Raw genomic sequence first — 25,208 nt, forward strand, 5'->3', positions numbered from 1 at the left:
GAAGCAAGTGTGCAAGGATCGTGCAGCTGTTCGGCCAGCGTTTTTGGGCGCCCGGGGGGGCTTCTGAGTGGCCGAGACGCCAATGAAGGCGTTGGGGGCAGAACCCGAAGTATGTGAGCGCGACGCGCGTAGCGTGCCGTGCTGAGATCTGCTGCTGCCCCGACGCACCACCGATCTCATGGGGGTTCCGCAGTCGTGACAACGACACTGGTCGACGGGGGTATGCCGCACTCGCGGCACAATCAGAAGCTCGCCAAGCGCACCGCACGCTGGAAGCCGGGCATCCTCCCGTTTCTGGTGCCGTTCGTTCTCCTGGTCGTGTTCGGGCTGTGGAGCTACAAACCCAGTTCGTCGCCGCTGAGCTGGATCCTGACCATTGTCTGGTCGCTGCCGGTCGTCGGTGTGATGGTCGGTCTCCAGGGTGCCGTGCTGCTCCGCCGCCGGGTCCGCAAGAGCGACCGGATGGTCCCTCCCGCACCGGCCGAGCAGGACTTCCTGATCGCCCTCTGCCCGACCATCGGACGGCACGACACCTACCCGGCGCTGGAACGTTCGATCCTCTCGTACGTCGAGCACCTGCCCGAGTACTTCCCGTACATGCGCGTCGACATCCTCACCGAGGAGGGCTGCGAGGCGGCGGCGGACATCGACCGGCTCGCCGACTCCCACCCGCTGATCCGGGTGATCACCGTTCCGAAGGAGTACGTCCCGGCCAACGGCACCCGCTTCAAGGCCCGCGCCAACCACTACGCCCACGAGCTGCGTATCGAGGAGGGCGAGGCCCTCGACTACGTCTGGGTGCTGCACATGGACGACGACACCGGCGTCGGTCCCGACACCGCCTCCGCGCTCGCCCAGTTCGTCAACCGCCAGCGCCGCGCGACCCCCGACAAGGTCAAGCACATGGCGCAGGGCATCCTGACGTACCCGCGCGAGAACGCGGTCAACCTCTTCACCTGGCTCGCGGACGCCGTACGCCCCGCCGACGACATCGCCCGCTTCCGCGCGCTGACCGGCATGGGCACCCCGGCCGCCGGCGTGCACGGCGAACTGCTGGTGCTGCGCGCCTCCATCGAGGCCGAGATCGGCTGGGACTTCGGCCCCAAGGAGATCGTCGAGGACGCCCGCCTCGCCCTCACCTTCTGCCGCAAGTACCCGGGCCGCAGCGACTGGTTCAACGGCCGCTGCTACGGCGCCTCCCCCGCCACCGCCGCCGACTTCGTCAAGCAGCGCGACCGGTGGGCCTGGGGTCTGGTGGCGCTCTGCTTCAACAGGGCCGTGCCCATGCGCTACCGCTGGTTCCTGTCGATCTGTGTCGTCACCTGGATCCTCGGCCCGCTCCAGCACATCACCGCCGTGCTGCTCGTGGGCTGGCTCATCAACGACATGAACACCTCGCCCGTGACCCAGTCCGTGGTCATCCTCTGGGCCTTCAACTTCGCCTACGTCATCTGGACCTACTGGGAAGGGCTGCGGCTGAACGCGCTCGCGTCGGCCAGCGGCCGGCGCAAGTGGTGGGAGCCGATCGTGGTGGTCGCGCTCATCCCCGTCTTCTCGGTGCTGGAAGGGCTCGGCGGCTTCAAGGGCTTCATGAAGTTCGTCCGGCGCGAGGAGAACAAGTTCGTCGTGATCGCCAAGCCCGCCTGACCTCCCGGAAGACCACTCACATGCGTTCACGTCTGCCACTGCTTGCCATTTTCCCGGTCACCGTTCTCACCATCGTGCTCGGCGCCCCCTTCGTCCTCGGCAACCACCCGGTGCGCTGGGACTCCGGCTCGGTCCTGCCCAGACTCGTCGTGGGCGGCTCGGAGAACTCCCCGACCCCGTCGGACATCAAATCCGGTTCTACGCCGGCGTCCTCCTCGTCCGATTCCCCGTCCTCCTCCACCACGGCCCTCCAGGTCGCCGAGCCCTGGAAGAAGGGCATGGCGCAGTGGGGCGTACAGCTCTACTGGGAGGAGGAGACCCCCAAGCGCTCGGACGCGTTCATCGAGAAGCAAGCCCGCAAGCACGCCAAGTACCTGATCGGCCTGGGCGCGAACTCGGTGTCCGTCTCCTTCCCGTACTACATCAAGAACTCCACGGCCAACGTGCTCTCGACCGGCGCCAGGACACCGTCCCCCGAGCGCCTCCAGAAGGTGCTGAAGGTCTTCAAGGACGCCGGTTTCCGCACCACGCTCCGCCCGATCATGGACGAGGGGACGCTGAAGCAGTCGAACGGCTGGCGCGGCAACATCGACCCCGCCTCACGCTCCGCCTGGTTCGCCTCGTACGAGAAGCTCGTCACCCCGTATCTCGAAGCCGCCGAGAAGGCGAAGGCGAACACCTTCGTGATCGGCACCGAGCTCAACTCCCTGGAGGGCGACGCCGGCTGGGACAAGGTGGTCGCCTCCGCCGAGAAGACCTTCTCCGGCGAGATCTCCTACGACGCCAACTGGGACAACTACGTCACCGGCCGCATCAACATGCCGGTCAACCACCTCGGCGTCGACGCCTACTTCCCCATCAAGGTGCCGGACACCGCGCCCGTCTCGGACCTGGTCGCCGGCTGGAACAAGTGGCTGGACAAGAAGGCCACCGGCCCGCTGCCGAACATCCTCGTCTCGGAGACCGGCATCGGCGCGATGAACGGCGCCTACCACGCTCCCGGCGACTTCTACGTCAAGCGGACCGTCAACCCCCAGGTGCAGGCCAACTGGTACAAGGCGGTCTGCGAGGTCGTCCAGGACCGGAAGATGCAGGGCATCTACTGGTGGTCGCTCTGGTTCGACGACGACCCGAACACCAAGCCCGACGACAAGGTCGCCTCGCGGCTCGACTTCGCCGGACGCCCCCTCTCCGAGAAGGCCATCAAGTCCTGTTTCACCTCTGACTACGCGGGCCCCGGGACCACGACCGCCAGCTGACCGAGCGAGGCCATCATGCAAGAAGCCATCATTCTGGTGGGCGGCAAGGGAACCCGCCTGCGCCCACTGACGAACCACACCCCGAAGCCGCTGCTGAACGTCGCGGGTTCCTCCTTCATCCGGCACCAGATCGCCAAGCTGATGGACGCCGGCGTCGAGCACGTGGTGTTCGCCACCTCGTACCTCGCCAGCCTCTTCGAGGAGGAGTTCAAGGACTTCTCCCAGGACCTGGCGATCTCCTACGCCGTCGAGGAGGTGCCGCTCGGCACGGGCGGCGCGATCCGCAACGCCGGCCGTCTGCTGCGCGGCGATTCGGCCGACGCCCCGGTCCTCGTCCTCAACGGCGACATCCTGTCCGGCGTCGACCTGGGCGGCATCGTGGAACTCCACGAGTCCCGGGAAGCGGATGTGACCCTGCATCTCACCCGGGTTCCGGACCCCCGCGCCTTCGGTCTCGTCCCCACCGACGAGGCGGGCCGGGTGCTGTCCTTCCTGGAGAAGCCCAAGACCACCGAGGAATGCGTCACCGACCAGATCAACGCCGGCTGCTACGTCTTCCGCAGGTCCGTCCTCGACGCCATCCCGGCCGACCGCGAGGTCTCCGTCGAGCAGGAGACCTTCCCGCAGCTCGTGGCCGCGGGGCGGCGCGTGTTCGGCCACACCACGGAGGACTACTGGCGTGACCTCGGCACGCCGCTGGCCTTCGTCCACGGCTCCGCCGACCTGGTCGCCGGCAAGGTGGCCTCCCCCCTCGTGGACCGGCCGACGGATGCCCTGATCCATCCCACGGCCGTGATCGACCCGACCGCCCGCGTCACGGGCGGCTCGACGATCGGTCCGCACGCCGTCATCGGCGCGCGCGTGGTCGTCAACCGCTCCATCATCGGCGGGAGCGTGACCGTGGCCGAGGGCGCCCAGATCCACGAGTCCGTGGTGGACCACGACTCCTCGATCGGCAGCGAATCGATTCTTCGCGAGGTCGTGGTGGGCTGCCACTCGCACGTCGGCGCACAGAACGAACTGCCCGCCCAGTTGCGGCTGTCGTGCGGCATCCGCATTCCCGCCCAGGGCGTCCGCGTCAGCGGCACGGCCGCCGCCTGCCTGACGGCCCACTGAATTCACCGGCCGGCCCCCACCGGGCCCGACCGGACAGTTACTGGAGAACCGTGACGACCCTCACCCGCCATCGTGCAACGGCCCCGGAGACAGAGCGTCTTCGCAAGTACCGGCCGGACATTCAGGGCCTGCGTGCCGTAGCCATCATGATGGTGGTCAGCATGCACTGCGGCATACTCGACATCCACGGTGGCGTGGACGTGAGCTTCGTGCTGAGCGGCTTCCTCATCGGCGGCCAGCTCCTCGCCGAGATCGACAAGACGGGCAAGGTCTCCCTGACCAAGTTCTGGGCACGCCGGTTCAAGCGGCTCGCCCCGCCCATGGCCATCACCATCATCGGCACCGCAACCGCCGCATGGATCTTCGGCAGCCCGCTGCGTTTCCGCGACTACGTGGCCGACGGTCTCAGCGCCTCCCTCAGCTTTCTGAACTGGCGCCTGGTCGAGAACGGCACCGACTACTTCGCCAACGACGGCAGCCAGTCGCCGTACCAGCACTTCTGGTCGCTGGGCATCGAGGAGCAGTTCTACGTCGCGGCCCCGATCCTGCTGGTCGTCGCGGCATGGCTCAGCCGCAAGATCTTCCGTAACCGGTTCCTGGTGGTCCTGGGGCTGCTGGCCGTCATCGCGGGCTCCTTCTACCTGGGCTTGACGAAGACGTCGGAGAACCAGCCGCTCGCCTACTTCGCCACCCACACCCGGATCTGGGAGATCACCACCGGCGTCCTGCTCGCCCTCGCCGCCCCGCTGGTCTCCCGCATGAACAGCGGACTCGCGGCCGTCCTCACCTGGCTCGGTCTGGGCATCACGCTGGTCACGGCCATGCTCATATCCGACGCGACCCCGCTGCCCGGCTACGCGGTGGCCGGTCCTGTCACGGGCGCCCTGCTGGTCATCGCGGGCGGCTGCGCCAACCCCAGGCTCGGCGCGGAACGGCTGCTCGACAACCCCGTGCTCGACTTCGTCGGCAACGCCAGCTACGGCTGGTACCTGCTGCACTGGCCGCTGCTGGTGCTCTGGCCGTACATCGTGGACCGCGAGTTCACCATGTCCGACCGGTTCCGGGTGGCGGTGCTGTCCTTCCTGCTGGCCGTCCTCATGCACTACGCGGTGGAACGCCGGTTCAAGCGGAACACGCAGTTGGTGGCCCGGCCGTGGAAGGGCGTCCTGACCGGATTCGTCCTCACCGGCGTCACGGCCGGCGCGATGGTCGCCGCCACGAGCGTGCCGCTGAACCTGGCGACCGTCTCCTCGGGCGAGGTCCCCACCGGCTACAAGAACCGGGCCACCGTCCAGAAGGCCGTCACGGTCACGAAGATCTCGGCACTCACCCAGTCCACGCTGCTCAAGGCCCCCGACGACACCACCGACCGCGACTGCATCGCCACCATCGAGGTCACGCGATACCAGCCCCTCGACAAATGCGTGGTGGGCGACCCCGACGGCAGGACGACCATGGCACTCTTCGGTGACTCGCACGCCTGGCAGTGGATGGACCTGTACGACGCGATCGGCCAGGACCTCGGCGTCCGGATCACGGTCGTGTCGAAGGCCGGCTGCTCGCCGCAGGTGTACCGGATCCTCAATCCCGAGGTGAACCGCGAGTACCGGGAGTGCGACTCCTGGCGCGAGTCGGTCTTCGCGGCACTCACCAAGTCGAAGCCCGACGTCATCGTCGTCGCCGACCGGGTCCGGCAGGAGGCGGGGCGGGCGGGCGCCGTGGCCGCCTGGAAGGTGCTCCAGAAGACCGGTTCCCAGCTCGTCTACATGACGGACACCCCGCAGCCCGGCCAGAACGTGCCCGACTGCCTCGCCACCCACCTGGACAACGCGACGGCCTGCAACCGTCCCGACTGGCAGGCCCTGGAGTACACGGACTTCCGCGCCATGGAGAAGGACGTGGCCGAGAAGTACGGTGCGAAGGTCATCGACACCGCCGACGCGTTCTGCGCGAGCGGCGTCTGCCCCTCAGTCATCGGCGACCAGGTCGTCTACTACGACAACAGCCATGTCACGGCCTCGTACTCGAAGACCGTGAAGCCTTACATGGAGCCGCTCGTCAAGCAGATCCTCGACGCGATGTAGGCGGCCCGCCCCACCTGTGACACTCCGCCTCGGCCGGGCTTCCCCGCCCGGGGCGGAGCTGTCAACGCACCCGCACAGCCCGCGCCACCCGCTGCCGCTCCGCCAGCAGCCCGTCCGCCGGGTACGCGACCTCCTCCAACGTCAGCCCGTGCGGCCGTACGACATGCACGGCGCTGTCCCGCACCCCGGCGTCCAGCACCTTCCGCGGCCAGTCCGCGCCCCGGTGCCCGTCGCCGACGAACAGCAACGCGCCGACCATGGACCGCACCTGGTTGTGGCAGAAGGCATCGGCACGGACCTCGATCTCGACGACACCGTCACCCCGCCGCCGCACCCCGAAGTCGAGAATCTCCCGGATCGTTGTCGCGCCTTCACGCTTCTTCGCGTACGCCGCGAAGTCATGCTCCCCCACAAGGGACTTGGCGGCGGTGTCCATCACGTCGACGTCCAACTCCCAGTCGTGCCACAGCACATGGTTCCGCAGCAGCGGGTCCACTCCCCCGGGCCGGTCCCCGACCCGGTAGACGTAGCGCCGCCACAGCGCCGCGAACCGCGCGTTGAAGCCCTCGGGAGCCTCCGCGACCCCCCACACCCGCACATCCTTCGGCAGCCGCCCCGCGAGCCGCTTCAACAGCTTCTCCCGGTGCTCCCCCCACACCTCCACCGGCAGATCGACATGCGCCACCTGCCCCCGCGCATGCACCCCGGCATCGGTCCGCCCCGCCACGGTCAGGTCGTAGGCCGCGGCCCCCGACCGCGTCACGGTCCGCAACGCGTCCTCGACCTCCCCCTGCACGGTCCGCCGTCCCCCGGCCTGCTTGGCCCACCCGGAGAACAGGGTCCCGTCGTAGGAGAGATCAAGCCGCACCCGTACGAAGCCAGCCTCTACGTCATCACTCACACGGAGATCCTCTCAGGACACAAAAGCGGGCCCGCCCCTCGAAAGGAACGGGCCCGCCAGCACGCCCCGTTTTTCAGGGGCGCGGGGAACTGCGCGACCAGCCACGACGGACCGGCAGCCAAAAACGGTGTTACGCGTCCTTGGCCTCTTCGTCGGCCTCAACCTCGGCCGGCTTGGCGTCCTCGACGACCTCGGCCGGGGCAGCAGCCTCGGCGTCCTTCGCGGCACGCTTCGTCGCCGCCTCGGCCTCGCCGGTCGCAGCCTGCGCGACGGTCAGGGCCTCGACGAGCTCGATGACAGCCATGGGCGCGTTGTCGCCACGACGGTTACCGATCTTGGTGATACGGGTGTAGCCACCGGGACGGTTCTCGTAGCGCGGACCGATCTCGGTGAAGAGCGTGTGGACGACGCTCTTGTCCGTGATCACCTGGAGCACCTGACGGCGGTTGTGAAGGTCGCCCTTCTTCGCCTTGGTGACCAGACGCTCGGCGTAGGGCCGCAGCTTGCGGGCCTTCGCCTCGGTGGTGGTGATACGGCCGTGCTCGAAGAGCGACTTCGCGAGGTTCGCGATGAGCAGCTTCTCGTGCGCGGCACTGCCGCCCAGACGGGCACCCTTGGTGGGCTTCGGCATTTCTTTCTCCTTGGTATCTGCCCCGGCCGTATCAGGTACCGGGGTCAGGACCCGGCGAGCGGACGCTCACCGGCAACAACCGATCAGTACTGCTCGGTCTCCACAAAACCCGCGTCCACGTCGTCGTCGGCGCCGAAGGCGTCGGCGGCTGCGGTCGGGTCGAATCCGGGCGGGCTGTCCTTCAGGGCCAGGCCCATACCGGCCAGCTTCGCCTTGACCTCGTCGATGGACTTCGCACCGAAGTTGCGGATGTCCAGGAGGTCGGCCTCGGAACGAGCCACGAGCTCACCCACGGAGTGGATGCCCTCGCGCTTGAGGCAGTTGTAGGAGCGGACGGTGAGTTCCAGCTCCTCGATCGGCAGGGCGAGGTCGGCGGCCAGGGCGGCGTCCGTGGGGGACGGGCCCATGTCGATGCCCTCGGCGTCGATGTTCAGCTCGCGCGCGAGACCGAACAGCTCCACCAGGGTCTTGCCGGCCGACGCCATCGCGTCACGGGGACGCATCGCCTGCTTGGTCTCGACGTCGACGATCAGCTTGTCGAAGTCGGTGCGCTGCTCGACACGCGTCGCCTCGACCTTGTACGTGACCTTCAGCACCGGCGAGTAGATCGAGTCGACCGGGATCCGGCCGATCTCCTGACCCACCTGCTTGTTCTGCACGGCGGAGACGTAACCGCGGCCACGCTCGACCGTGAGCTCCATCTCCAGCTTGCCCTTGCCGTTCAGCGTGGCCAGGACCAGGTCGGGGTTGTGCACCTCGACACCGGCCGGAGGCGCGATGTCGGCGGCGGTGACCAGACCCGGACCCTGCTTGCGCAGGTACATCACCACGGGCTCGTCGTGCTCGGACGACACGACCAGCTGCTTGATGTTGAGGATCAGGTCGGTGACGTCCTCCTTGACGCCCGGCACGGTGGTGAACTCGTGCAGAACGCCGTCGATCCGGATGCTGGTGACAGCGGCACCGGGGATCGAGGAGAGGAGCGTACGGCGGAGGGAGTTGCCGAGGGTGTAGCCGAAGCCGGGCTCCAGCGGCTCGATCACGAACCGGGAACGGAACTCGTCAACGACCTCTTCGGTCAGAGACGGACGCTGAGCGATCAGCATGAGGTGATTCCTTCAGTCATGGACACCCACTATTTGATGTCCTGCTGTTACTACAAGGGTACGGGCGATACGGCACCGAAGTGCCGTACCGCCCGAATCCTCAAGACAACCGTGCGTCAGACGCGGCGGCGCTTCGGCGGACGGCAGCCGTTGTGCGGGGTGGGGGTGACGTCCTGGATGGAGCCGACCTCAAGACCGGTGGCCTGGAGGGAGCGGATCGCGGTCTCGCGACCGGAGCCCGGGCCCTTCACGAAGACGTCGACCTTGCGCATGCCGTGCTCCTGCGCGCGGCGGGCGGCCGACTCGGCGGCCATCTGCGCGGCGAAGGGGGTGGACTTGCGCGAGCCCTTGAAGCCGACGTGGCCGGCGGAGGCCCAGGAGATCACGTTGCCCGAGGGGTCCGTGATCGAGACGATCGTGTTGTTGAACGTGCTCTTGATGTGCGCGTGGCCGTGAGCGACGTTCTTCTTTTCCTTGCGGCGCACCTTCTTGGCAGCGCCCTGACGACCCTTGGGGGGCATCTATTACTCCTACGGGGAGGTGGTCGGTCCTACAGCGAAGACCGCTGGTGAAGCGTTGTCCGCTGCGGACTACTTCTTGCCCGGCTTCTTCTTGCCGGCGATGGCGCGACGCGGACCCTTGCGGGTACGAGCGTTCGTGCTGGTGCGCTGACCGCGAACGGGCAGACCACGACGGTGACGGAGACCCTGGTAGCAGCCGATCTCCACCTTGCGGCGGATGTCGGCCTGGATCTCGCGACGGAGGTCACCCTCGGTCTTGATGTTGGCGTCGACGTACTCACGAATCGCGACGAGCTGCTCTTCCGAGAGGTCGCGAACGCGGGTGTTGGGGTCGATGCCGGTCTCGGCCAGCGTCAGCTGGGAAAGGGTCCGACCAATGCCGAACACGTAGGTGAGGGCGACCTCCACGCGCTTTTCGCGCGGGATGTCGACACCGGAAACGCGTGCCATTCAATGGCTCCAGTTGATCTTCGGAGGTCTTCCGCAGAACCGGATCCCAGCCGCCGGCCTCTTCGTTCGAAGATTTGGTACGGCGTGGGTCCCCAGCCTCCGAGCCGGGGGTATCGGGCGCCTACTACGCCCGGGTCCTGCGTATGAACATGTATTGCTCGCGTCGCGCGAATCTCTGCGAAAAGAATGCAGAGGGAAGGTCGTGCGTCAGCCCTGGCGCTGCTTGTGGCGCGGGTTCTCGCAGATGACCATGACCCGACCATGACGGCGGATCACCCTGCACTTGTCGCAGATCTTCTTGACGCTCGGCTTGACCTTCATTGGTGAGGTTCTCCGGGTCAGTTGCCTGCGGCGCCGCTTGCGCGGAACCTGGGCAAGATCTACTTGTAGCGGTAGACGATCCGGCCACGCGTGAGGTCGTACGGAGACAGCTCCACCACGACCCGGTCGTCAGGGAGGATACGGATGTAGTGCATACGCATCTTGCCGCTGATGTGTGCCAGGACCTGGTGGCCGTTCTGGAGCTCGACCTTGAACATGGCGTTCGGAAGAGACTCGACGACAGTGCCCTCGATCTCGATGGCACCTTGCTTCTTGGCCACGCTTCGCCCTTCGAATCGACTACCTTGATCGACTCGGGTGCGTTCCCCTTGCGGGGTGCATGCGGACATGCGGGTGCACGAGAGCCGACGAGTCAGTCTACGTCAGGGCCCTCGGAAAGACGAATCGATGGAGGATGCCCCGGGGCGAAGATCGCTAAGCGCGAGGAGAGTGTTTTTAGGGGCGCGGGGAACTGCGCGACCAGCCCCCACCGGCGGTCGGCCGGACACCTACGCGAGCGGATCCGGCGCAGCCGTGATCCCGTGCTCGGCCAGCTTCGCCTTGCCCCCGTCGGGAGCCGTCAGCACCAGCGGCCCCTCCTCGGTGAGAGCAACCGAGTGCTCCCAGTGCGAGGACCACGTCCCGTCGGTCGTGATGACCGTCCAGTCGTCGGAAAGCACCTCGGTCTTCGGCGTACCGAGCGACACCATCGGCTCGATGGCCAGGCAGAAACCGGGGATCAGCTTGGGCCCCTTGCCCCGCCGCTTCTCCACGTAGTTCAGCAGATGCGGGTCCATGTGCATCTCGGTGCCGATGCCGTGACCGCCGTAGTCCTCGACGATTCCGTACTTGCCGCCGCCCGGCTTCGGCTGGCGGCGGATGTACGTCTCGATGGCGCGGGAGATGTCGACGAGCCGGTTCCCCAGCTTCATCGCGGCGATGCCGGCCCACATCGACTCCTCGGTCACCCGGGAGAGCTCGATCAGTTCCGGGGCGTGGCCGGAGCCGACGAACGCTGTGTACGCCGCGTCGCCGTGCCAGCCGTCGATGATCGCGCCGCAGTCGATGGAGATGATGTCGCCGTCCTTCAACACCACCTCGTCGGAGGGGATGCCGTGGACGACGACCTCGTTCACCGAGGTGCAGATGGTGGCCGGGAAGCCGCCGTAGCCGAGGAAGTTGGGCTTCGCGTTGTGGTCGGCGAGGACCTTGCGGGCGACCTCGTCCAGATCCTTCGTGCTCGCGCCGGGTACGGCCGCTTCACGCGTGGCCGCGTGGATCGCGGCTACGACCAGCCCCGCCTCGCGCATCTTGGAGATCTGCTCGGGGGTCTTGATCTGCACCATGGGGGCCTGCGCTCTCCGTCTTCCGCGTCACATGGGATATGGCTGTACACAACAGTACGGCCGCGACGCCCCTGGGGGCACCGCGGCCGGATCTGCCGGGCACTACTTGTCGTCGTCGCGCTTCAGCGCGTCCAGCGCGCGCTGGGTGATCTCGTCCACCGGGCCGAGCGAGGAGATCGTGACCACCAGGCCCTGGGCCTTGTAGTAGTCGATGATCGGCTCGGTCTGCGTGTGGTAGACCTCCAGCCGGGTGCGGACCGTGTCCTCGGAGTCGTCGTCGCGCTGGTACAGCTCGCCGCCGCAGGTGTCACAGACACCGTCCTGCTTGGGCGGGCTGTACGTCACGTGGAAGACGTGGCTGGAGTCCTTCCGGCAGATGCGGCGGCCGGCGATGCGCTTGACCACCTCTTCCTCGGAGACCTCCAGGTCCAGCACCGCGTCCAGCTTGATGCCCTCGGTCTTCAGCAGCTCGTCCAGCGCCTCGGCCTGCGACACATTGCGCGGGAAACCGTCCAGGAGAAAGCCGTTCACAGCGTCCGGCTGCTCCATGCGGTCCTTGGCCATCGCGATGGTGACCTCGTCCGGGACCAGGTTGCCCGCGTCCATGTAGGACTTCGCCAGTTTGCCGAGTTCCGTGGCCTGACTGATGTTGGCACGGAAGAGATCGCCGGTGGAGATGTGCGGGATGTGCAGCGTCTTGGCCAGTCGCACAGCCTGCGTTCCCTTACCGGCGCCCGGCGGCCCGACGAGGACGATTCGCATCAGCGGAGGAACCCTTCGTAATTGCGCTGCTGGAGCTGGCTCTCGATCTGCTTCACCGTCTCGAGACCGACACCCACGATGATGAGGATGCTGGTCCCGCCGAACGGGAAGTTGCCGCTTGCGTTGAAACCGACCAACGCCATCGTCGGTACGAGAGCGATCAGACCCAGATACAGCGAACCCGGCCAGGTGATCCGGTTGAGTACGTAGCTCAGGTACTCAGCGGTGGGCCGGCCAGCCCGGATGCCCGGGATGAAGCCACCATACTTCTTCATGTTGTCGGCGACTTCCTCGGGGTTGAACGAGATCGCCACGTAGAAGAACGCGAAGAAAACGATCAGCAGGAAGTAGCTGACCAGGTAGATCGGGTGGTCACCCTTGGTCAGGTTCTGTGTCACCCAGGTCTTCCAGGCGGAGTCTCCGCTGGAGAACTGCGCGACCAGAGCCGGAATGTAGAGCAGCGAGGACGCGAAGATGACGGGAATCACACCCGCCTGATTGACCTTCAGCGGGATGTAGGTCGACGTACCGCCGTAGGAACGGCGGCCGATCATGCGCTTCGCGTACTGGACCGGGATGCGGCGCTGGGCCTGTTCGACGAAGACCACCAGGCCGACCATGACCAGGCCGACGAGGATGACGGTGCCGAACTCGATCCAGCCGTCGGCCAGCGTGCCCTGCTTCTTGATGGCCCACAGCGCGGACGGGAAGGTGGCCGCGATCGAGATGAACATCAGGATCGACATGCCGTTGCCGATGCCGCGGTCGGTGATGAGCTCGCCGAGCCACATCACGACGCCGGTGCCGGCGGTCATGGTGACGACCATGGTGATGGTCGTGAAGATGGCGCGGTCGGGGACGATGCTCGTCGCGACCGTGCAGCCGGAGAAGAGGGCGCCGCTGCGGGCGGTGGCCACCAGGCCGGTGCCCTGCAGGATGGCGAGCGCCACGGTCAGATAGCGCGTGTACTGCGTGATCTTCGCCGTACCGGCCTGGCCCTCCTTCTTGAGGGCCTCCAGACGCGGGATCACCACGGTCAGCAGCTGCAGAATGATGCTCGCCGTGATGTACGGCATGATGCCGAGCGCGAAGACCGTGATCTGCAGCAGCGCACCGCCGGAGAACATGTTGACCAGACCGAAGAGGCCCTGGTTGCCGGAGGCCTCGGTCACACACTGCTGTACGGCCGTGTAGTTGACGCCGGGGATCGGGACGTGGGTACCGACCCGGTAGACCACGATGATGCCCAGCGTGAAGAGCAGCTTCTTGCGCAGGTCGGGCGTCCTGAACGCCCGGGCGAACGCGGTGAGCACGGTGCCTCCTGCGACCCCCGCGCCAGTGCGTCAAGGGTGACGGTCTTGAGGTTCGACGAATAAGAACAGTGCAGGCCACCTTACCGGCGACTCTGCCCCCGTGGAACGACCAACCGGGGATACCCCGTTATGGGGTATCCCCGGTCGGGATCGCTTATGTCATCGCGCTCAGACGAGCTCGGTGACGGTACCGCCGGCGGCGGTGATCTTCTCCTTGGCCGAGCCGGAGACGGCGTCCACCGTCACCTGCAGCGCCACGGAGATCTCGCCCTGGCCGAGGACCTTGACGAGGCTGTTCTTGCGAACGGCACCGTTGGCGACGAGACCCTCTACGGTGACCTCGCCACCTTCCGGGTACAGGGACGCCAGCTTGTCGAGGTTCACGACCTGGTACTCGGTCTTGAACGGGTTGCGGAAGCCCTTGAGCTTCGGAAGACGCATGTGGAGGGGCATCTGGCCACCCTCGAAGCGCTCCGGAACCTGGTAACGGGCCTTCGTACCCTTGGTTCCACGACCGGCCGTCTTACCCTTCGACGCCTCACCACGACCCACACGGGTCTTGGCGGTCTTGGCGCCCGGGGCGGGACGGAGGTTGTGGATCTTGAGCGGGTTGTTCTCCGCCATGATCAGTCGACCTCCTCAACCGTCACGAGGTGGCGGACGGTGTGCACCATTCCGCGGAACTCGGGGCGGTCCTCCTTGACGACCACGGTGTTGATCCCCTTGAGACCAAGAGACCGCAGCGTGTCACGGTGGTTCTGCTTGCTGCCGATGTACGACTTCGTCTGCGTGACCTTGAGGCGAGCCATTACGCACCCGCCCCGGCACGTGCACGAAGGAGAGCCGCGGGGGCGACGTCCTCGAGGGGCAGACCGCGGCGGGCCGCGATCTCCTCGGGACGCTGCAGGCCCTTGAGGGCCGCCACGGTCGCGTGCACGATGTTGATCGCGTTGGACGAGCCGAGCGACTTCGACAGGATGTCGTGAACGCCGGCGCACTCCAGGACAGCTCGCACCGGGCCACCGGCGATAACGCCGGTACCGGGGGAAGCAGGCTTGAGCAGGACGACGCCCGCGGCCTTCTCGCCCGTGATCGGGTGCGGGATGGTGCCCTGGATACGGGGGACCTTGAAGAAGTGCTTCTTGGCCTCCTCAACACCCTTGGCGATGGCGGCCGGCACCTCCTTGGCCTTGCCGTAACCGACACCCACGGTGCCGTCACCGTCGCCCACCACGACGAGCGCGGTGAAGCTGAAGCGACGACCACCCTTGACAACCTTGGCGACGCGGTTGATCGCGACTACGCGCTCAACGTACGCGGTCTTCTCGGCGGCAGCAGCGCCGCCGTCACGGCCCTTCCGGTCCCGCCGCTCGCCGCCACCGGCACCGCTTCCACGGCGCTGGGGTCCAGCCATTGGATTACCTCTCTCTTTCCGCTAGCTACGGAAGCGACTAGAACTTCAGTCCGGCTTCGCGGGCGGCGTCCGCCAGGGCGGCGATGCGCCCCGCGTACTGATTGCCACCGCGGTCGAATACGACAGCCTCGACACCGGCGGCCTTGGCGCGCTCGGCGACCAGGGCGCCGACCGACTTGGCCTGCGCGGACTTGTCGCTCTCGCCGCCGCGGATCGAGGTGTCCAGGGTCGACGCCGACGCCAGGGTGTGACCCTTGATGTCGTCGATGACCTGGGCCACGATGTGGCGGTTGGAGCGGGTCACGACCAGGCGCGGACGCTCAGCCGTACCGGAAATGTGCTTCCGGATGCGGATGTGACGACGCTTGATGGCAGCACGCTTGTAAGCGTCGCCCTTAGCGATCTTCGTACCGTATGCCATGGCTTACTTACCCGCCTTTCCGACCTTGCGCCGGATGACTTCGCCCTCGTACTTGACGCCCTTGGCCTTGTACGGGTCGGGCTTGCGCAGCTTGCGGATGTTGGCCGCAACCTCGCCGACCTTCTGCTTGTCGATGCCCTCGACCGAGAAGTGGGTCGGGTTCTCGACCTTGAACGAGATGCCCTCGGGCGCCTCGACCGTGATCGAGTGGCTGTAGCCGAGCGCGAACTCGAGGTTCGATCCCTTGGCCGCAACGCGGTAACCGACACCGCTGATCTCGAGCTTCTTCACGTAACCCTCGGTCACGCCGGTGATCATGTTCGCCACCAGCGTGCGGGACAGGCCGTGCAGGGCCTTGTTCTGACGCTCGTCGTTGGGGCGGGTGACGTTGAGAACGCCGTCCTCACCCTTGGCGATGTCGATCGGCGAAGCAACGGTGTGGGTCAGGGTGCCCTTGGGGCCCTTGACCGAGACCGTACGGCCGTCGATGGTGACGTCCACGCCGGCGGGAACCGTGATGGGGAGCTTGCCAATACGCGACATAGCTTCTTCCGATTCCTTTCCGCTACCAGACGTAGGCGAGAACTTCTCCGCCTACGCCCTTCTTGCCGGCCTGCTTGTCGGTGAGGAGACCGTGCGACGTGGAGATGATCGCCACGCCGAGGCCACCGAGCACCTTGGGCAGGGAGGTGGACTTCGCGTAAACCCGGAGACCGGGCTTGGAGATCCGCTTGATGCCCGCGATGGAGCGCTCACGGTTCGGGCCGAACTTCAGCTCGAGAACGAGGTTCTTGCCGACCTCGGCGTCCTCGACCTTCCAGCCCGTGATGAAGCCCTCCTGCTGGAGGATCTCCGCGATGTGAGACTTGATCTTGGACGCCGGCATCGTCACGGAGTCGTGGTATGCCGAGTTCGCGTTCCGCAGACGCGTAAGCATGTCTGCGATCGGATCAGTCATGGTCATGAATTGGCCTTCGGCCTCTCTCGCCGGGGTTTCCAGGTGCCCATCCCTCTCCTCGATCCGAGACGAGGCGGGTGCGGTGCGGTGGACCTACGGCGTAGTAAGTCGTATGGGCGGCAATCAGGCGCCCAACCCCCCTAGCCTAAGCCATGGAGGGGTGGGCACCTGACCGTGCCCTCTGCTTACCGAGAGCTTCGGGAGTCCGGGAGTACCGGACTACCAGGAGCTCTTGGTCACGCCCGGCAGCTCGCCACGGTGAGCCATCTCACGAAGGCACACGCGGCAGAGGCCGAACTTGCGGTACACGGAGTGCGGGCGGCCGCAGCGCTGGCAGCGGGTGTAGCCACGCACACCGAACTTGGGCTTACGAGCAGCCTTGGCAATCAGAGCCTTCTTCGCCATCTCGCTTACGCCTCCTTGAAGGGGAAGCCGAGGTGACGGAGAAGGGCACGGCCTTCGGCGTCGTTGGTCGCCGTGGTCACCACGGTGATGTCCATACCCCGGACGCGGTCGATCTTGTCCTGGTCGATCTCGTGGAACATGACCTGCTCGGTGAGACCGAAGGTGTAGTTGCCACGACCGTCGAACTGCTTGGGAGACAGACCACGGAAGTCGCGGATGCGCGGAAGCGCGAGCGACAGGGTGCGGTCCAGGAACTCCCACATGCGGTCGCCACGGAGCGTGACGTGGGCACCGATCGGCTGACCCTCGCGCAGCTTGAACTGCGCGATGGACTTGCGGGCCTTGGTGATGGCCGGCTTCTGACCGGTGATCGTGGTCAGGTCACGGACGGCACCGTCCATGAGCTTGGAGTCACGGGCGGCGTCGCCGACACCCATGTTCACCACGATCTTGACGAGGCCGGGGATCTGCATGACGTTCTCGTAGGAGAACTCCTCACGCAGCTTGCCCGCGATCTCCTCGCGGTACTTCGTCTTGAGACGCGGAGTGGTGGTGGTAGTCATCAGATGTCCTCACCCGTCCGCTTGGCAACGCGAACCTTGTTGCCCTCGTCGTCGAAGCGGTAGCCGACACGCGTGACGACCTTGTTGCCGTCCTTCTCAACGACCAGCTGGACGTTGGAGACGTGGATCGGCGCCTCGGTCGTGACGATGCCACCGGCCTGCGAGCCCTTGGCGGTGGGGCCGGCCTTGGTGTGCTTCTTGACCCGGTTGACACCCTCGACCAGGACGCGCTCGTCGCGCGGGTAAGCGGCAATGACCTTGCCCTGCTTGCCCTTGTCCTTGCCGGTGATGACCTGAACCGTGTCACCCTTCTTGATCTTCATGCTTACAGCACCTCCGGAGCCAGCGAGATGATCTTCATGAACTTCTTCTCGCGCAGCTCGCGCCCGACCGGGCCGAAGATGCGGGTACCACGAGGGTCGCCGTCGTTCTTCAGAATGACGGCGGCGTTCTCGTCGAAGCGGATGTACGAGCCGTCCGGACGGCGGCGCTCCTTGACGGTGCGAACGATGACGGCCTTGACGACGTCACCCTTCTTCACGTTGCCACCGGGGATCGCGTCCTTGACGGTGGCGACGATGACGTCACCGATGCCCGCGTAGCGGCGACCGGAGCCACCGAGCACACGGATGCAAAGGATTTCCTTCGCACCAGTGTTGTCGGCGACGCGCAGTCGCGACTCCTGCTGGATCACGTCTATCTCCTGATCGTCTGCCGGTTCCCCAACGGGGCTGATTTCTCAGCCCCGTTGGAGCCTGGCGGAACTGTCCTGCGGAATTTTGCCCGCAGGAATTACTTGGCCTTCTCGAGGATCTCGACGATGCGCCAGCGCTTCGTCGCGGACAGCGGACGCGTCTCCATGAGGAGGACGCGGTCGCCGACGCCTGCGGCGTTCTGCTCGTCGTGGGCCTTGAGCTTGTTCGTACGGCGGATGACCTTGCCGTACAGCGCGTGCTTCACGCGGTCCTCGACGGCGACGACGACGGTCTTGTCCATCTTGTCGCTGACGACGAGACCCTCACGGGTCTTGCGGAAGCCGCGGGAAGCGGTCTGCTCTTCAGTCACGTTGCTCTCGCTCATCAGGCGCTCTCCACCGTCTCGATGCCCAGCTCGCGCTCACGCATCAGGGTGTAGATCCGCGCGATGTCCTTCCGGACGGCCTTCAGCCGACCGTGGTTCTCGAGCTGACCGGTCGCCGCCTGGAAGCGGAGGTTGAACAGCTCTTCCTTGGCTTCGCGGAGCTTCGCGAGAAGCTCCTCGTCACCCAGTTCGCGCAGCTCGGACGCCTTGGTACCGGCCGACATCACGCTTCACCTGCCTCGCGCTTGACGATCCGGCACTTCATCGGCAGCTTGTGGGCTGCGCGAGTGAGGGCCTCACGGGCGATCTTCTCGTTGGGGTAGGACAGCTCGAACATGACCCGTCCCGGGTGCACGTTCGCGATCCACCACTCGGGAGAACCCTTACCGGAACCCATGCGGGTCTCGGCAGGCTTCTTCGTGAGCGGGCGGTCCGGGTAGATGTTGATCCAGACCTTGCCGCCACGCTTGATGTGGCGGGTCATCGCGATACGGGCGGCCTCGATCTGGCGGTTCGTCACGTACGCCGGCGTGAGGGCCTGAATGCCGTACTCGCCGAACGAAACCTGCGTACCGCCCTTGGCCTGACCACGGCGCTTGGGGTGGTGCTGCTTGCGGTGCTTGACCCTACGGGGGATCAGCATTTCGGTCAGGCCTCCGTTCCGGTGCTCTCAGCCGGAGCGGCAGCGGCGGCGGGAGCCTCGGCCTTGGGGGCCTCGGCAGCCGGCGCGGACTGCTGCTGCGGCTTGCGGCCGCGGCCGCCACGCTCGCCACCGCGGCCACCGCCACGGGCCGGGCGGTCGCCGCCCGGGCCGCCACCGCGAGCCGGGCGGTTACCCGCACGGGCAGCGGCGTTCTCGGCGCGGACCTCGGCGATGTTCTTGACGTCGCCCTTGTAGATCCAGACCTTCACACCGATACGGCCGAAGGTCGTCTTGGCCTCGAAGAAGCCGTAGTCGACGTTCGCGCGGAGCGTGTGCAGGGGCACACGGCCCTCGCGGTAGAACTCCGAGCGGGACATCTCGGCGCCGCCGAGGCGGCCACCGCACTGGATCTTGATGCCCTTGGCGCCGGCCTTCATCGCCGACTGCATGCTCTTGCGCATGGCACGGCGGAAGGAGACGCGGGAGGACAGCTGCTCGGCGACGGCCTGGGCCACCAGCTGAGCGTCCGTCTCCGGGTTCTTGACCTCGAGGATGTTCAGCTGGACCTGCTTGCCGGTCAGCTTCTCCAGGTCACCGCGGATGCGGTCGGCCTCGGCGCCGCGGCGGCCGATGACGATGCCCGGGCGCGCGGTGTGGATGTCCACACGGACGCGGTCACGGGTGCGCTCGATCTCAACCTTCGAGATGCCGGCGCGCTCCATGCCGGACGTCATCATCCGACGGATGGCGACGTCTTCCTTGACGTAGTCCTTGTACAGCTTGTCGGCGTACCACCGGGACTTGAAGTCCGTGGTGATGCCGAGCCGGAACCCGTGCGGGTTAACCTTCTGGCCCATTACCGGGTTCCTTCCTTGCTGCTGACGACCACGGTGATGTGGCTGGTCCGCTTGCGGATCCGGTAGGCGCGGCCCTGGGCACGCGGACGGAACCGCTTCAGGGTCGGGCCCTCGTCGACGTAGGCCTCGGAAATGAAGAGGCTGTCGGCGTCGGTGTGGTCGTAGTTGTGCGCGGCGTTGGCAATGGCGCTGTCCAGCACCTTGCCGACCGGCACGCTCGCGGCCTGCGGGGCGAAACGCAGGACCGCCTGAGCCTCCGTGGCGTCCATGCCACGGATGAGGTCCACCACGCGGCGGGCCTTCATGGGCGTGACGCGGATGTACCGCGCCTGGGCCCTGGCTTCCATGGTTGTCCCTTCAGTGTTTGTCATGGTCGTTCACCCCGCGCTAGCGGCGCTTCGACTTCCGGTCGTCCTTGACGTGACCCCGGAAGGTGCGCGTCGGCGAGAACTCGCCGAGCTTGTGGCCGACCATCGACTCGGTGACAAACACCGGGATGTGGGTCTTGCCGTTGTGCACCGCGATCGTGTGGCCGAGCATGGCCGGGACGATCATCGAGCGGCGGGACCAGGTCTTGATGACGTTCTTGGAACCGGCTTCGTTCTGGGCGTCCACCTTCTTGATGAGGTGTCCGTCGACGAAGGGCCCCTTCTTGAGACTGCGCGGCATCTAAACCCGCTCCTAGCGCTTCTTGTTCGTCTTGCGGCGGCGGACGATGTACTTGTTCGAAGCCTTCTTCGGCGAACGAGTACGACCCTCCTTCTGACCCCACGGGCTGACCGGGTGGCGACCACCGGAGGTCTTGCCCTCACCACCACCGTGCGGGTGGTCGACCGGGTTCATCGCCACACCGCGGACGGTCGGGCGGACGCCCAGCCAGCGCTTGCGGCCGGCCTTGCCCCAGTTGATGTTGCTCTGCTCGGCGTTGCCGACCTCGCCGACCGTGGCGCGGCAGCGCTGGTCGACCAGGCGGATCTCACCGGAGGGCATACGAAGGTGGGCCATGGTGCCCTCCTTCGCCAGCAGCTGCACGGAGGCACCGGCGGAGCGGGCGAACTTGGCGCCGCCACCGGGACGGAGTTCGATCGCGTGGATCGTGGTACCGACCGGAATGTTGCGGAGCGCCAGGTTGTTGCCCGGCTTGATGTCGGCCCCGGGACCGTTCTCCACGCGGTCGCCCTGCTGCAGGTTGCGCGGGGCGAGGATGTAGCGCTTCTCGCCGTCCGCGTAGTGCAGCAGCGCGATGCGCGCGGTGCGGTTGGGGTCGTACTCGATGTGCGCGACCTTCGCCGGCACGCCGTCCTTGTCATGGCGACGGAAGTCGATGACTCGGTAGGCGCGCTTGTGTCCGCCACCCTGGTGGCGAACGGTCACACGACCGGCGTTGTTACGGCCGCCCTTGCTGTGCAGCGGGCGGACCAGCGACTTCTCCGGCGTGGACCGCGTGACCTCGACGAAGTCGGCGACGCTGGAGCCACGACGGCCCGGCGTAGTCGGCTTGTACTTGCGGATTCCCATTTCTCAGTCCTCGTCCGATATCGGACGATCCGACCCGCTTACGCGGCCGGACCGCCGAAGATGTCGATACGGTCGCCCTCAGCGAGGGTCACGATCGCGCGCTTGGAGCCCGCGCGCTGACCGAAACCGGTCTTGGTGCGCTTGCGCTTGCCCTGGCGGTTGATCGTGTTGACCCCGGTGACCTTGACCGAGAAGACCGCCTGGACGGCCTGCTTGATCTGGGTCTTGTTGGCGCCCGGGGCGACGATGAAGGTGTACTTGCCCTCGTCGAGGAGCGCGTAGCTCTTCTCCGAGACGACCGGCTTCAGCAGCACGTCACGGGGGTCCGTGAACGACTTGCTGATCGGCGTCTCGACAGTGTTCTTGCCCTCGGTCTCGTGACGCTTCGCCTTGGCGATGCGCGCGACCTTCTTGGCCTTGGCGGCCTTGGAGGCGATGCTCGGGTGACGCGTAGCCATCAGGCTTCGCTCCCTTCGGTGTCAGCGGCCTGGGGGCCAGACACGAAGGACTCGAAAGCGGCCTGGGTGAAGACCACGTCGTCCGAGACGAGAACGTCGTACGTGTTCAGCTGGCCCGGCTCCAGGATGTGGACCTGGGGCAGGTTGCGCGCGGAAAGCAGCGCGGCCTCGTCGGAGCGCTCGATGACCAGGAGCACGTTCTTGCGCTCGCTGACCTTGCCGAGGAAGCTCTTGGCGGCCTTGGTGGAGGGGGTCTCGCCCTCGATCACGCCGGTGATGACGTGGATGCGAGCGTTGCGGGCCCGGTCGGTGAGGGCGTGGCGCAGGGCCGCGGCCTTCATCTTCTTCGGGGTCCGCTGCGAGTAGTCGCGCGGCGTGGGGCCGTGGACGACGCCACCGCCGGCGAACTGCGGCGCACGGGTCGAACCCTGACGGGCGCGGCCGGTGCCCTTCTGGCGGTACGGCTTCTTACCGCCACCGCGGACCTCGCCACGACGCTTGACCTTGTGCGTGCCCTGACGGGCGGCGGCCAGCTGTGCGACGACGACCTGGTGAAGCAGCGGGATGCTGATCTTCTCTACGTCGAAGATCTCGGCCGGGAGCTCTACGGTCCCGGCGGTGTCGCCGGAGGGCGACAGAATGTCAATGGTGCTCATAGTCCTCAGGCCCCCTTGGCCGCGGTGCGGACCAGGACGAGGCCGCCGTTCGGACCAGGAACCGCGCCCTTGATGAGGAGCAGGCCCTTCTCCGCGTCAACGGCGTGAACGGTCAGGTTCTGGGTGGTGACCCGCTCGTTGCCCATACGACCCGCCATGCGGAGGCCCTTGAACACACGACCCGGGGTGGCGCAGCCACCGATGGAGCCGGGAGAGCGGTGCTTGCGCTGGGTGCCGTGTCCGGCGCCGAGGCCCTTGAAGTTGTGACGCTTCATGACACCGGCGAAGCCCTTGCCCTTGCTCTTGCCGGTCACGTCCACCTTGACGCCGGCCTCGAAGGTCGCGGCGGTGATCTCCTGGCCGAGGGTGTACTCGCTGGCGTCAGCGGTACGGATCTCGACGAGGTGGCGGCGGGGCGTGACGTCGGCCTTGGCGAAGTGGCCCTTGAGGGGCTTGTTCACCTTGCGCGGGTCGATCTCGCCGAAGGCGATCTGGACCGACTCGTAGCCGTCACTGTCGTTCGTACGGACCTGGGTCACGACGTTGGGGCCGGCCTTGACGACGGTGACCGGAACAACACGGTTGTTCTCGTCCCACACCTGCGTCATGCCGAGCTTCTCGCCCAGGATGCCCTTGATCTGCTTTGCCATCTTCAGCTCACCGACCCCTAGAGCTTGATCTCGATGTCGACACCGGCCGGGAGGTCGAGTCGCATCAGAGAGTCAACGGTCTTGGGGGTGGGGTCGAGGATGTCGATCAGGCGCTTGTGCGTGCGCATCTCGAAGTGCTCGCGAGAGTCCTTGTACTTGTGCGGCGACTTGATGACGCAGTACACGTTCTTCTCAGTGGGCAGCGGCACCGGGCCCGCGACCGACGCACCAGTGCGGGTCACCGTCTCGACGATCTTCTTCGCCGAGCTGTCGATGACCTCGTGGTCGTAGGCCTTGAGCCGGATGCGGATCTTCTGTCCCGCCATGGCTACTCAGTAGTCCTGTCTCTAGTAACGCTCTGCACCCCGGCAGGCCCTTCTTGCTCTTCCTCCGACCCACGCGGTCGGGTGTGTCGCGCTCTCACCGACACAGAAGTCCCAAGGTTCGGAACTTCCCTACTGGGAAAGCACGGCCCTTCCGGAACCGCAGGCCGAGGGCGAAGAAGCCCACCGGGTGCCTGGTCGGCGCCGCACTGACACTTCCCGAAAGATTCCCGTACGTCCGCCCCAGCGCTGCCATAAGGCAGTTGGGACGACGAGTACCGTGGGACTCGCTTCCGGTCCTCCCGACGGGAGGCGCGCAGCATCAACACTCGACCGAGCAACTCGGACAGTCTGCCATATGGGGCAGGGGGCTGGCCAATCGGGGCGTAGAGATTACCCCTGGAGTGACGCAGGTCAAACACGCGCGCCAGACGGGCGCCCCGCCCAGCCCCCACCGCCGTTCATCTCTGTGAATAAGAATCAAGCACACGTCCATTGACGCGTCCACAGCAAGCGCTTACGGTCCCTCACGAGAACGCGGGAAAGCGCTTTCCCTTGCACGGCACCCCTGGTCATGGGACGACCCTGGAGGCAGAACGATGCAAGCGAGACCAGTCATGGCGTGTGTCGGCCTGGTGGCCGGCACGCTCGTAGCACTCTCCGGCACCCCGGCGCAGGCCGCGAGCGCCACCCAGTACGTGTCACCCACCGGCACCGCGAGCGCGGCCGGCACCCTCTCCGCCCCCACCACCCTCGCCACGGCGATCAGCCGCATCGCGTCCGGCGGCACGATCTACCTGCGCGGCGGGACGTACAACTACTCGTCGACCGTCACCGTCCCCGTGGGCAGCGACGGCACGTCGAGCGCGCGGACCACCCTGACCGCCTACTCCGGCGAGACCCCGGTCCTCAACTTCTCGGCGCAGAGCGAGAGTTCGTCGAACCGCGGGCTCCAGCTGAACGCCAACTACTGGCATGTCTACGGCCTCACGGTGTCGCACGCGGGGGACAACGGGATCTACGTCGGAGGCAGCAACAACGTCATCGAGCGCACGGTGACGTCGTACAACCGCGACACGGGCCTCCAACTGGGCCGCATCTCCTCCAGCACGCCGAGCTCCCAGTGGCCCTCGAACAACCTGATCGTGAGCTCGGAATCGCACGACAACGAGGACTCCGGCGGCGAGAACGCCGACGGCTTCGCCTCGAAGCTCACCACCGGCACCGGGAACGTCTTCCGCTACGACGTCTCCCACAACAACATCGACGACGGCTGGGACCTCTACACCAAGACGGACACGGGCGCGATCGGCCCGGTGACCATCGAGTACTCACTCTCCTACGGCAACGGCACCCTCACCGACGGCACCCAGAACGCGAACGGCGACCGCAACGGCTACAAACTCGGCGGCGACGACATCGCCGTCAACCACGTGGTCCGGCACGACATCGCCTACGGCAACGGCCATCACGGGTTCACCTACAACAGCAACCCGGGCACGATGACGATCTCGAACAACGTCGGCATCGACAACGCGGAACGCAACTTCTCGTTCGACACGGGGACTTCGGTGTTCCGTACGAACACGTCGTGCCGGTTCGCGGTCAGCGGCTCGAACGACAAGACGGTGGGCGACGCGGACAGTTCGAACCAGTTCTGGACGGGGGCGAACGGGGCGCGGTGCTCGTCCTATTCCGGGACCCTGGGCTGGTCCTTCACCTCGGGCGGCAGCCTCGCGGTGACGTTCGGCGGCAAGGTGGTGAACCCGTAAGGGACGGCCCCCTCCGACTGCCTGCCTACCTAG

At 66.5% G+C, this 25,208-nt stretch carries 36 protein-coding genes; 5 read left to right on the forward strand and 31 right to left on the reverse strand.

All coding sequences use genetic code 11. The features are described from left to right. The first annotated feature begins 195 nt into the window (after nucleotides 1-195). The 4 genes from AB0I51_RS08200 to AB0I51_RS08215 are packed head-to-tail and all read left to right on the forward strand — an operon-like array spanning nucleotide 196 to nucleotide 6,106. On the forward strand, nucleotides 196-1,647 hold the full coding sequence (locus AB0I51_RS08200; protein WP_362972644.1) for a glycosyltransferase family 2 protein: 1,452 nt from the start codon (nucleotides 196-198) through the stop codon (nucleotides 1,645-1,647). A 20-nt stretch (nucleotides 1,648-1,667) separates the two neighbouring features. Beyond that, nucleotides 1,668-2,906 (forward strand): hypothetical protein, encoded by a 1,239-nt coding sequence (locus tag AB0I51_RS08205; protein WP_362972646.1) that lies wholly within the window; start codon nucleotides 1,668-1,670, stop codon nucleotides 2,904-2,906. A gap of 15 nt (nucleotides 2,907-2,921) precedes the next feature. Next, nucleotides 2,922-4,022: an NDP-sugar synthase gene (locus tag AB0I51_RS08210; RefSeq protein WP_362972648.1), complete on the forward strand. Its 1,101-nt coding sequence runs from the start codon at nucleotides 2,922-2,924 to the stop codon at nucleotides 4,020-4,022. A 50-nt stretch (nucleotides 4,023-4,072) separates the two neighbouring features. Further along, nucleotides 4,073-6,106 (forward strand): acyltransferase family protein, encoded by a 2,034-nt coding sequence (locus tag AB0I51_RS08215; RefSeq protein WP_362972650.1) that lies wholly within the window; start codon nucleotides 4,073-4,075, stop codon nucleotides 6,104-6,106. Between the two features lie 61 nt (nucleotides 6,107-6,167). Here AB0I51_RS08215 and truA read toward each other — a convergent pair whose 3' ends face one another. The 31 genes from truA to rpsJ form a co-directional block, all read right to left on the reverse strand. Continuing rightward, the gene (gene truA, locus AB0I51_RS08220) at nucleotides 6,168-7,007 is read right to left on the reverse strand and encodes a tRNA pseudouridine(38-40) synthase TruA (RefSeq protein WP_362972652.1); all 840 of its coding nucleotides are present in this window, start codon (nucleotides 7,005-7,007) and stop codon (nucleotides 6,168-6,170) included. Nucleotides 7,008-7,137: 130 nt separating this feature from the next. Beyond that, complete coding sequence (gene rplQ, locus AB0I51_RS08225) at nucleotides 7,138-7,638, reverse strand: 50S ribosomal protein L17 (RefSeq protein ID WP_362972654.1); 501 nt, start codon at nucleotides 7,636-7,638, stop codon at nucleotides 7,138-7,140. 83 nt (nucleotides 7,639-7,721) lie between these two features. Further along, the gene (locus tag AB0I51_RS08230) at nucleotides 7,722-8,744 is read right to left on the reverse strand and encodes a DNA-directed RNA polymerase subunit alpha (protein WP_019055532.1); all 1,023 of its coding nucleotides are present in this window, start codon (nucleotides 8,742-8,744) and stop codon (nucleotides 7,722-7,724) included. Nucleotides 8,745-8,860: 116 nt separating this feature from the next. After that, nucleotides 8,861-9,265, reverse strand: a complete 405-nt coding sequence (rpsK, locus tag AB0I51_RS08235; RefSeq protein WP_003956432.1) for a 30S ribosomal protein S11 — start codon at nucleotides 9,263-9,265, stop codon at nucleotides 8,861-8,863. A 69-nt stretch (nucleotides 9,266-9,334) separates the two neighbouring features. Next, complete coding sequence (gene rpsM / locus AB0I51_RS08240) at nucleotides 9,335-9,715, reverse strand: 30S ribosomal protein S13 (protein ID WP_019055531.1); 381 nt, start codon at nucleotides 9,713-9,715, stop codon at nucleotides 9,335-9,337. A 207-nt stretch (nucleotides 9,716-9,922) separates the two neighbouring features. Further along, nucleotides 9,923-10,036, reverse strand: coding sequence for a 50S ribosomal protein L36 (gene rpmJ, locus AB0I51_RS08245; RefSeq protein ID WP_003998809.1), 114 nt, complete (start codon nucleotides 10,034-10,036; stop codon nucleotides 9,923-9,925). Nucleotides 10,037-10,095: 59 nt separating this feature from the next. After that, on the reverse strand, nucleotides 10,096-10,317 hold the full coding sequence (gene infA, locus AB0I51_RS08250; protein WP_003948620.1) for a translation initiation factor IF-1: 222 nt from the start codon (nucleotides 10,315-10,317) through the stop codon (nucleotides 10,096-10,098). 228 nt (nucleotides 10,318-10,545) lie between these two features. Further along, complete coding sequence (gene map / locus AB0I51_RS08255) at nucleotides 10,546-11,382, reverse strand: type I methionyl aminopeptidase (RefSeq protein WP_362972657.1); 837 nt, start codon at nucleotides 11,380-11,382, stop codon at nucleotides 10,546-10,548. A gap of 102 nt (nucleotides 11,383-11,484) precedes the next feature. Continuing rightward, a complete protein-coding gene (locus tag AB0I51_RS08260) occupies nucleotides 11,485-12,144 on the reverse strand; it encodes an adenylate kinase (RefSeq protein WP_026179094.1) in 660 nt (219 codons plus the stop codon). Continuing rightward, a complete protein-coding gene (secY, locus tag AB0I51_RS08265) occupies nucleotides 12,144-13,457 on the reverse strand; it encodes a preprotein translocase subunit SecY (protein WP_019072277.1) in 1,314 nt (437 codons plus the stop codon). The genes AB0I51_RS08260 and secY overlap by 1 nt, the downstream gene beginning before the upstream one ends. Before the next feature lie 168 nt (nucleotides 13,458-13,625). After that, complete coding sequence (gene rplO, locus AB0I51_RS08270; protein WP_043676833.1) at nucleotides 13,626-14,081, reverse strand: 50S ribosomal protein L15; 456 nt, start codon at nucleotides 14,079-14,081, stop codon at nucleotides 13,626-13,628. Between the two features lie 2 nt (nucleotides 14,082-14,083). Next, complete coding sequence (gene rpmD, locus AB0I51_RS08275; RefSeq protein WP_006376032.1) at nucleotides 14,084-14,266, reverse strand: 50S ribosomal protein L30; 183 nt, start codon at nucleotides 14,264-14,266, stop codon at nucleotides 14,084-14,086. Beyond that, nucleotides 14,266-14,871: a 30S ribosomal protein S5 gene (gene rpsE, locus AB0I51_RS08280; RefSeq protein ID WP_006376045.1), complete on the reverse strand. Its 606-nt coding sequence runs from the start codon at nucleotides 14,869-14,871 to the stop codon at nucleotides 14,266-14,268. The genes rpmD and rpsE overlap by 1 nt, the downstream gene beginning before the upstream one ends. A gap of 37 nt (nucleotides 14,872-14,908) precedes the next feature. Then, nucleotides 14,909-15,292: a 50S ribosomal protein L18 gene (gene rplR / locus AB0I51_RS08285; RefSeq protein ID WP_019055526.1), complete on the reverse strand. Its 384-nt coding sequence runs from the start codon at nucleotides 15,290-15,292 to the stop codon at nucleotides 14,909-14,911. Between the two features lie 3 nt (nucleotides 15,293-15,295). After that, nucleotides 15,296-15,835, reverse strand: a complete 540-nt coding sequence (gene rplF, locus AB0I51_RS08290; RefSeq protein ID WP_019072279.1) for a 50S ribosomal protein L6 — start codon at nucleotides 15,833-15,835, stop codon at nucleotides 15,296-15,298. A 22-nt stretch (nucleotides 15,836-15,857) separates the two neighbouring features. Then, on the reverse strand, nucleotides 15,858-16,256 hold the full coding sequence (gene rpsH / locus AB0I51_RS08295) for a 30S ribosomal protein S8 (protein ID WP_013001411.1): 399 nt from the start codon (nucleotides 16,254-16,256) through the stop codon (nucleotides 15,858-15,860). 213 nt (nucleotides 16,257-16,469) lie between these two features. Beyond that, nucleotides 16,470-16,655 carry a type Z 30S ribosomal protein S14 gene (locus AB0I51_RS08300; RefSeq protein ID WP_003948630.1) on the reverse strand — a complete coding sequence of 62 codons (186 nt, stop codon included), beginning with the start codon at nucleotides 16,653-16,655 and terminating at the stop codon, nucleotides 16,470-16,472. Nucleotides 16,656-16,660: 5 nt separating this feature from the next. Then, the gene (rplE, locus tag AB0I51_RS08305; RefSeq protein ID WP_019072280.1) at nucleotides 16,661-17,218 is read right to left on the reverse strand and encodes a 50S ribosomal protein L5; all 558 of its coding nucleotides are present in this window, start codon (nucleotides 17,216-17,218) and stop codon (nucleotides 16,661-16,663) included. After that, nucleotides 17,218-17,541 carry a 50S ribosomal protein L24 gene (gene rplX, locus AB0I51_RS08310; protein WP_019072281.1) on the reverse strand — a complete coding sequence of 108 codons (324 nt, stop codon included), beginning with the start codon at nucleotides 17,539-17,541 and terminating at the stop codon, nucleotides 17,218-17,220. The genes rplE and rplX overlap by 1 nt, the downstream gene beginning before the upstream one ends. A gap of 2 nt (nucleotides 17,542-17,543) precedes the next feature. Further along, nucleotides 17,544-17,912, reverse strand: a complete 369-nt coding sequence (rplN, locus tag AB0I51_RS08315; protein WP_003998823.1) for a 50S ribosomal protein L14 — start codon at nucleotides 17,910-17,912, stop codon at nucleotides 17,544-17,546. A 98-nt stretch (nucleotides 17,913-18,010) separates the two neighbouring features. Next, complete coding sequence (gene rpsQ, locus AB0I51_RS08320) at nucleotides 18,011-18,298, reverse strand: 30S ribosomal protein S17 (RefSeq protein WP_019072282.1); 288 nt, start codon at nucleotides 18,296-18,298, stop codon at nucleotides 18,011-18,013. Next, a complete protein-coding gene (gene rpmC / locus AB0I51_RS08325) occupies nucleotides 18,298-18,522 on the reverse strand; it encodes a 50S ribosomal protein L29 (RefSeq protein WP_003998824.1) in 225 nt (74 codons plus the stop codon). The genes rpsQ and rpmC overlap by 1 nt, the downstream gene beginning before the upstream one ends. Then, on the reverse strand, nucleotides 18,522-18,941 hold the full coding sequence (gene rplP, locus AB0I51_RS08330) for a 50S ribosomal protein L16 (protein WP_010986348.1): 420 nt from the start codon (nucleotides 18,939-18,941) through the stop codon (nucleotides 18,522-18,524). The genes rpmC and rplP overlap by 1 nt, the downstream gene beginning before the upstream one ends. 5 nt (nucleotides 18,942-18,946) lie before the next feature. Next, on the reverse strand, nucleotides 18,947-19,798 hold the full coding sequence (gene rpsC, locus AB0I51_RS08335; protein WP_019072283.1) for a 30S ribosomal protein S3: 852 nt from the start codon (nucleotides 19,796-19,798) through the stop codon (nucleotides 18,947-18,949). After that, complete coding sequence (gene rplV, locus AB0I51_RS08340; RefSeq protein ID WP_003974262.1) at nucleotides 19,798-20,145, reverse strand: 50S ribosomal protein L22; 348 nt, start codon at nucleotides 20,143-20,145, stop codon at nucleotides 19,798-19,800. Before rplV ends, rpsC begins: the two co-directional genes overlap by 1 nt. Nucleotides 20,146-20,185: 40 nt before the next feature. Next, nucleotides 20,186-20,467: a 30S ribosomal protein S19 gene (rpsS, locus tag AB0I51_RS08345; protein WP_019072284.1), complete on the reverse strand. Its 282-nt coding sequence runs from the start codon at nucleotides 20,465-20,467 to the stop codon at nucleotides 20,186-20,188. Nucleotides 20,468-20,479: 12 nt separating this feature from the next. Continuing rightward, entirely contained in the window at nucleotides 20,480-21,316 is an 837-nt protein-coding gene (rplB, locus tag AB0I51_RS08350; protein ID WP_007384068.1) for a 50S ribosomal protein L2, read from the reverse strand. A 38-nt stretch (nucleotides 21,317-21,354) separates the two neighbouring features. Beyond that, nucleotides 21,355-21,774, reverse strand: a complete 420-nt coding sequence (gene rplW, locus AB0I51_RS08355; protein WP_200681734.1) for a 50S ribosomal protein L23 — start codon at nucleotides 21,772-21,774, stop codon at nucleotides 21,355-21,357. Continuing rightward, nucleotides 21,774-22,430 (reverse strand): 50S ribosomal protein L4, encoded by a 657-nt coding sequence (gene rplD, locus AB0I51_RS08360; protein ID WP_037747970.1) that lies wholly within the window; start codon nucleotides 22,428-22,430, stop codon nucleotides 21,774-21,776. Before rplD ends, rplW begins: the two co-directional genes overlap by 1 nt. A gap of 5 nt (nucleotides 22,431-22,435) precedes the next feature. Continuing rightward, the gene (gene rplC, locus AB0I51_RS08365; protein WP_019072287.1) at nucleotides 22,436-23,080 is read right to left on the reverse strand and encodes a 50S ribosomal protein L3; all 645 of its coding nucleotides are present in this window, start codon (nucleotides 23,078-23,080) and stop codon (nucleotides 22,436-22,438) included. 17 nt (nucleotides 23,081-23,097) lie between these two features. After that, nucleotides 23,098-23,406 (reverse strand): 30S ribosomal protein S10, encoded by a 309-nt coding sequence (gene rpsJ / locus AB0I51_RS08370; RefSeq protein WP_003948644.1) that lies wholly within the window; start codon nucleotides 23,404-23,406, stop codon nucleotides 23,098-23,100. A gap of 596 nt (nucleotides 23,407-24,002) precedes the next feature. Here rpsJ and AB0I51_RS08375 point away from each other — a divergent pair. Next, nucleotides 24,003-25,175 carry a right-handed parallel beta-helix repeat-containing protein gene (locus AB0I51_RS08375; protein WP_362972666.1) on the forward strand — a complete coding sequence of 391 codons (1,173 nt, stop codon included), beginning with the start codon at nucleotides 24,003-24,005 and terminating at the stop codon, nucleotides 25,173-25,175. The last annotated feature ends 33 nt before the right edge of the window (nucleotides 25,176-25,208 follow it).

It is taken from the genome of Streptomyces sp. NPDC050549 (assembly GCF_040655035.1).
GTDB lineage: Bacteria > Actinomycetota > Actinomycetes > Streptomycetales > Streptomycetaceae > Streptomyces.

What these genes read in the sequence shown, in the direction of transcription:
- AB0I51_RS08205 (WP_362972646.1), top strand. Translation starts at nt 1,668, where the DNA reads ATGCGTTCACGTCTGCCACTGCTTGCCATTTTCCCGGTCACCGTTCTC.
- AB0I51_RS08210 (WP_362972648.1), top strand. Translation starts at nt 2,922, where the DNA reads ATGCAAGAAGCCATCATTCTGGTGGGCGGCAAGGGAACCCGCCTGCGC.
- rplQ (WP_362972654.1), bottom strand. Translation starts at nt 7,638, where the DNA reads ATGCCGAAGCCCACCAAGGGTGCCCGTCTGGGCGGCAGTGCCGCGCAC.
- AB0I51_RS08230 (WP_019055532.1), bottom strand. Translation starts at nt 8,744, where the DNA reads ATGCTGATCGCTCAGCGTCCGTCTCTGACCGAAGAGGTCGTTGACGAG.
- rpsK (WP_003956432.1), bottom strand. Translation starts at nt 9,265, where the DNA reads ATGCCCCCCAAGGGTCGTCAGGGCGCTGCCAAGAAGGTGCGCCGCAAG.
- rpsM (WP_019055531.1), bottom strand. Translation starts at nt 9,715, where the DNA reads ATGGCACGCGTTTCCGGTGTCGACATCCCGCGCGAAAAGCGCGTGGAG.
- rpmJ (WP_003998809.1), bottom strand. Translation starts at nt 10,036, where the DNA reads ATGAAGGTCAAGCCGAGCGTCAAGAAGATCTGCGACAAGTGCAGGGTG.
- map (WP_362972657.1), bottom strand. Translation starts at nt 11,382, where the DNA reads ATGGTGCAGATCAAGACCCCCGAGCAGATCTCCAAGATGCGCGAGGCG.
- AB0I51_RS08260 (WP_026179094.1), bottom strand. Translation starts at nt 12,144, where the DNA reads ATGCGAATCGTCCTCGTCGGGCCGCCGGGCGCCGGTAAGGGAACGCAG.
- rplO (WP_043676833.1), bottom strand. Translation starts at nt 14,081, where the DNA reads ATGGCGGAGAACAACCCGCTCAAGATCCACAACCTCCGTCCCGCCCCG.
- rpmD (WP_006376032.1), bottom strand. Translation starts at nt 14,266, where the DNA reads ATGGCTCGCCTCAAGGTCACGCAGACGAAGTCGTACATCGGCAGCAAG.
- rpsE (WP_006376045.1), bottom strand. Translation starts at nt 14,871, where the DNA reads ATGGCTGGACCCCAGCGCCGTGGAAGCGGTGCCGGTGGCGGCGAGCGG.
- rplR (WP_019055526.1), bottom strand. Translation starts at nt 15,292, where the DNA reads ATGGCATACGGTACGAAGATCGCTAAGGGCGACGCTTACAAGCGTGCT.
- rplF (WP_019072279.1), bottom strand. Translation starts at nt 15,835, where the DNA reads ATGTCGCGTATTGGCAAGCTCCCCATCACGGTTCCCGCCGGCGTGGAC.
- rpsH (WP_013001411.1), bottom strand. Translation starts at nt 16,256, where the DNA reads ATGACCATGACTGATCCGATCGCAGACATGCTTACGCGTCTGCGGAAC.
- AB0I51_RS08300 (WP_003948630.1), bottom strand. Translation starts at nt 16,655, where the DNA reads ATGGCGAAGAAGGCTCTGATTGCCAAGGCTGCTCGTAAGCCCAAGTTC.
- rplE (WP_019072280.1), bottom strand. Translation starts at nt 17,218, where the DNA reads ATGACTACCACCACCACTCCGCGTCTCAAGACGAAGTACCGCGAGGAG.
- rplX (WP_019072281.1), bottom strand. Translation starts at nt 17,541, where the DNA reads ATGAAGATCAAGAAGGGTGACACGGTTCAGGTCATCACCGGCAAGGAC.
- rpsQ (WP_019072282.1), bottom strand. Translation starts at nt 18,298, where the DNA reads ATGAGCGAGAGCAACGTGACTGAAGAGCAGACCGCTTCCCGCGGCTTC.
- rpmC (WP_003998824.1), bottom strand. Translation starts at nt 18,522, where the DNA reads ATGTCGGCCGGTACCAAGGCGTCCGAGCTGCGCGAACTGGGTGACGAG.
- rplP (WP_010986348.1), bottom strand. Translation starts at nt 18,941, where the DNA reads ATGCTGATCCCCCGTAGGGTCAAGCACCGCAAGCAGCACCACCCCAAG.
- rpsC (WP_019072283.1), bottom strand. Translation starts at nt 19,798, where the DNA reads ATGGGCCAGAAGGTTAACCCGCACGGGTTCCGGCTCGGCATCACCACG.
- rplV (WP_003974262.1), bottom strand. Translation starts at nt 20,145, where the DNA reads ATGGAAGCCAGGGCCCAGGCGCGGTACATCCGCGTCACGCCCATGAAG.
- rpsS (WP_019072284.1), bottom strand. Translation starts at nt 20,467, where the DNA reads ATGCCGCGCAGTCTCAAGAAGGGGCCCTTCGTCGACGGACACCTCATC.
- rplB (WP_007384068.1), bottom strand. Translation starts at nt 21,316, where the DNA reads ATGGGAATCCGCAAGTACAAGCCGACTACGCCGGGCCGTCGTGGCTCC.
- rplW (WP_200681734.1), bottom strand. Translation starts at nt 21,774, where the DNA reads ATGGCTACGCGTCACCCGAGCATCGCCTCCAAGGCCGCCAAGGCCAAG.
- rplD (WP_037747970.1), bottom strand. Translation starts at nt 22,430, where the DNA reads ATGAGCACCATTGACATTCTGTCGCCCTCCGGCGACACCGCCGGGACC.
- rplC (WP_019072287.1), bottom strand. Translation starts at nt 23,080, where the DNA reads ATGGCAAAGCAGATCAAGGGCATCCTGGGCGAGAAGCTCGGCATGACG.
- rpsJ (WP_003948644.1), bottom strand. Translation starts at nt 23,406, where the DNA reads ATGGCGGGACAGAAGATCCGCATCCGGCTCAAGGCCTACGACCACGAG.
- AB0I51_RS08375 (WP_362972666.1), top strand. Translation starts at nt 24,003, where the DNA reads ATGCAAGCGAGACCAGTCATGGCGTGTGTCGGCCTGGTGGCCGGCACG.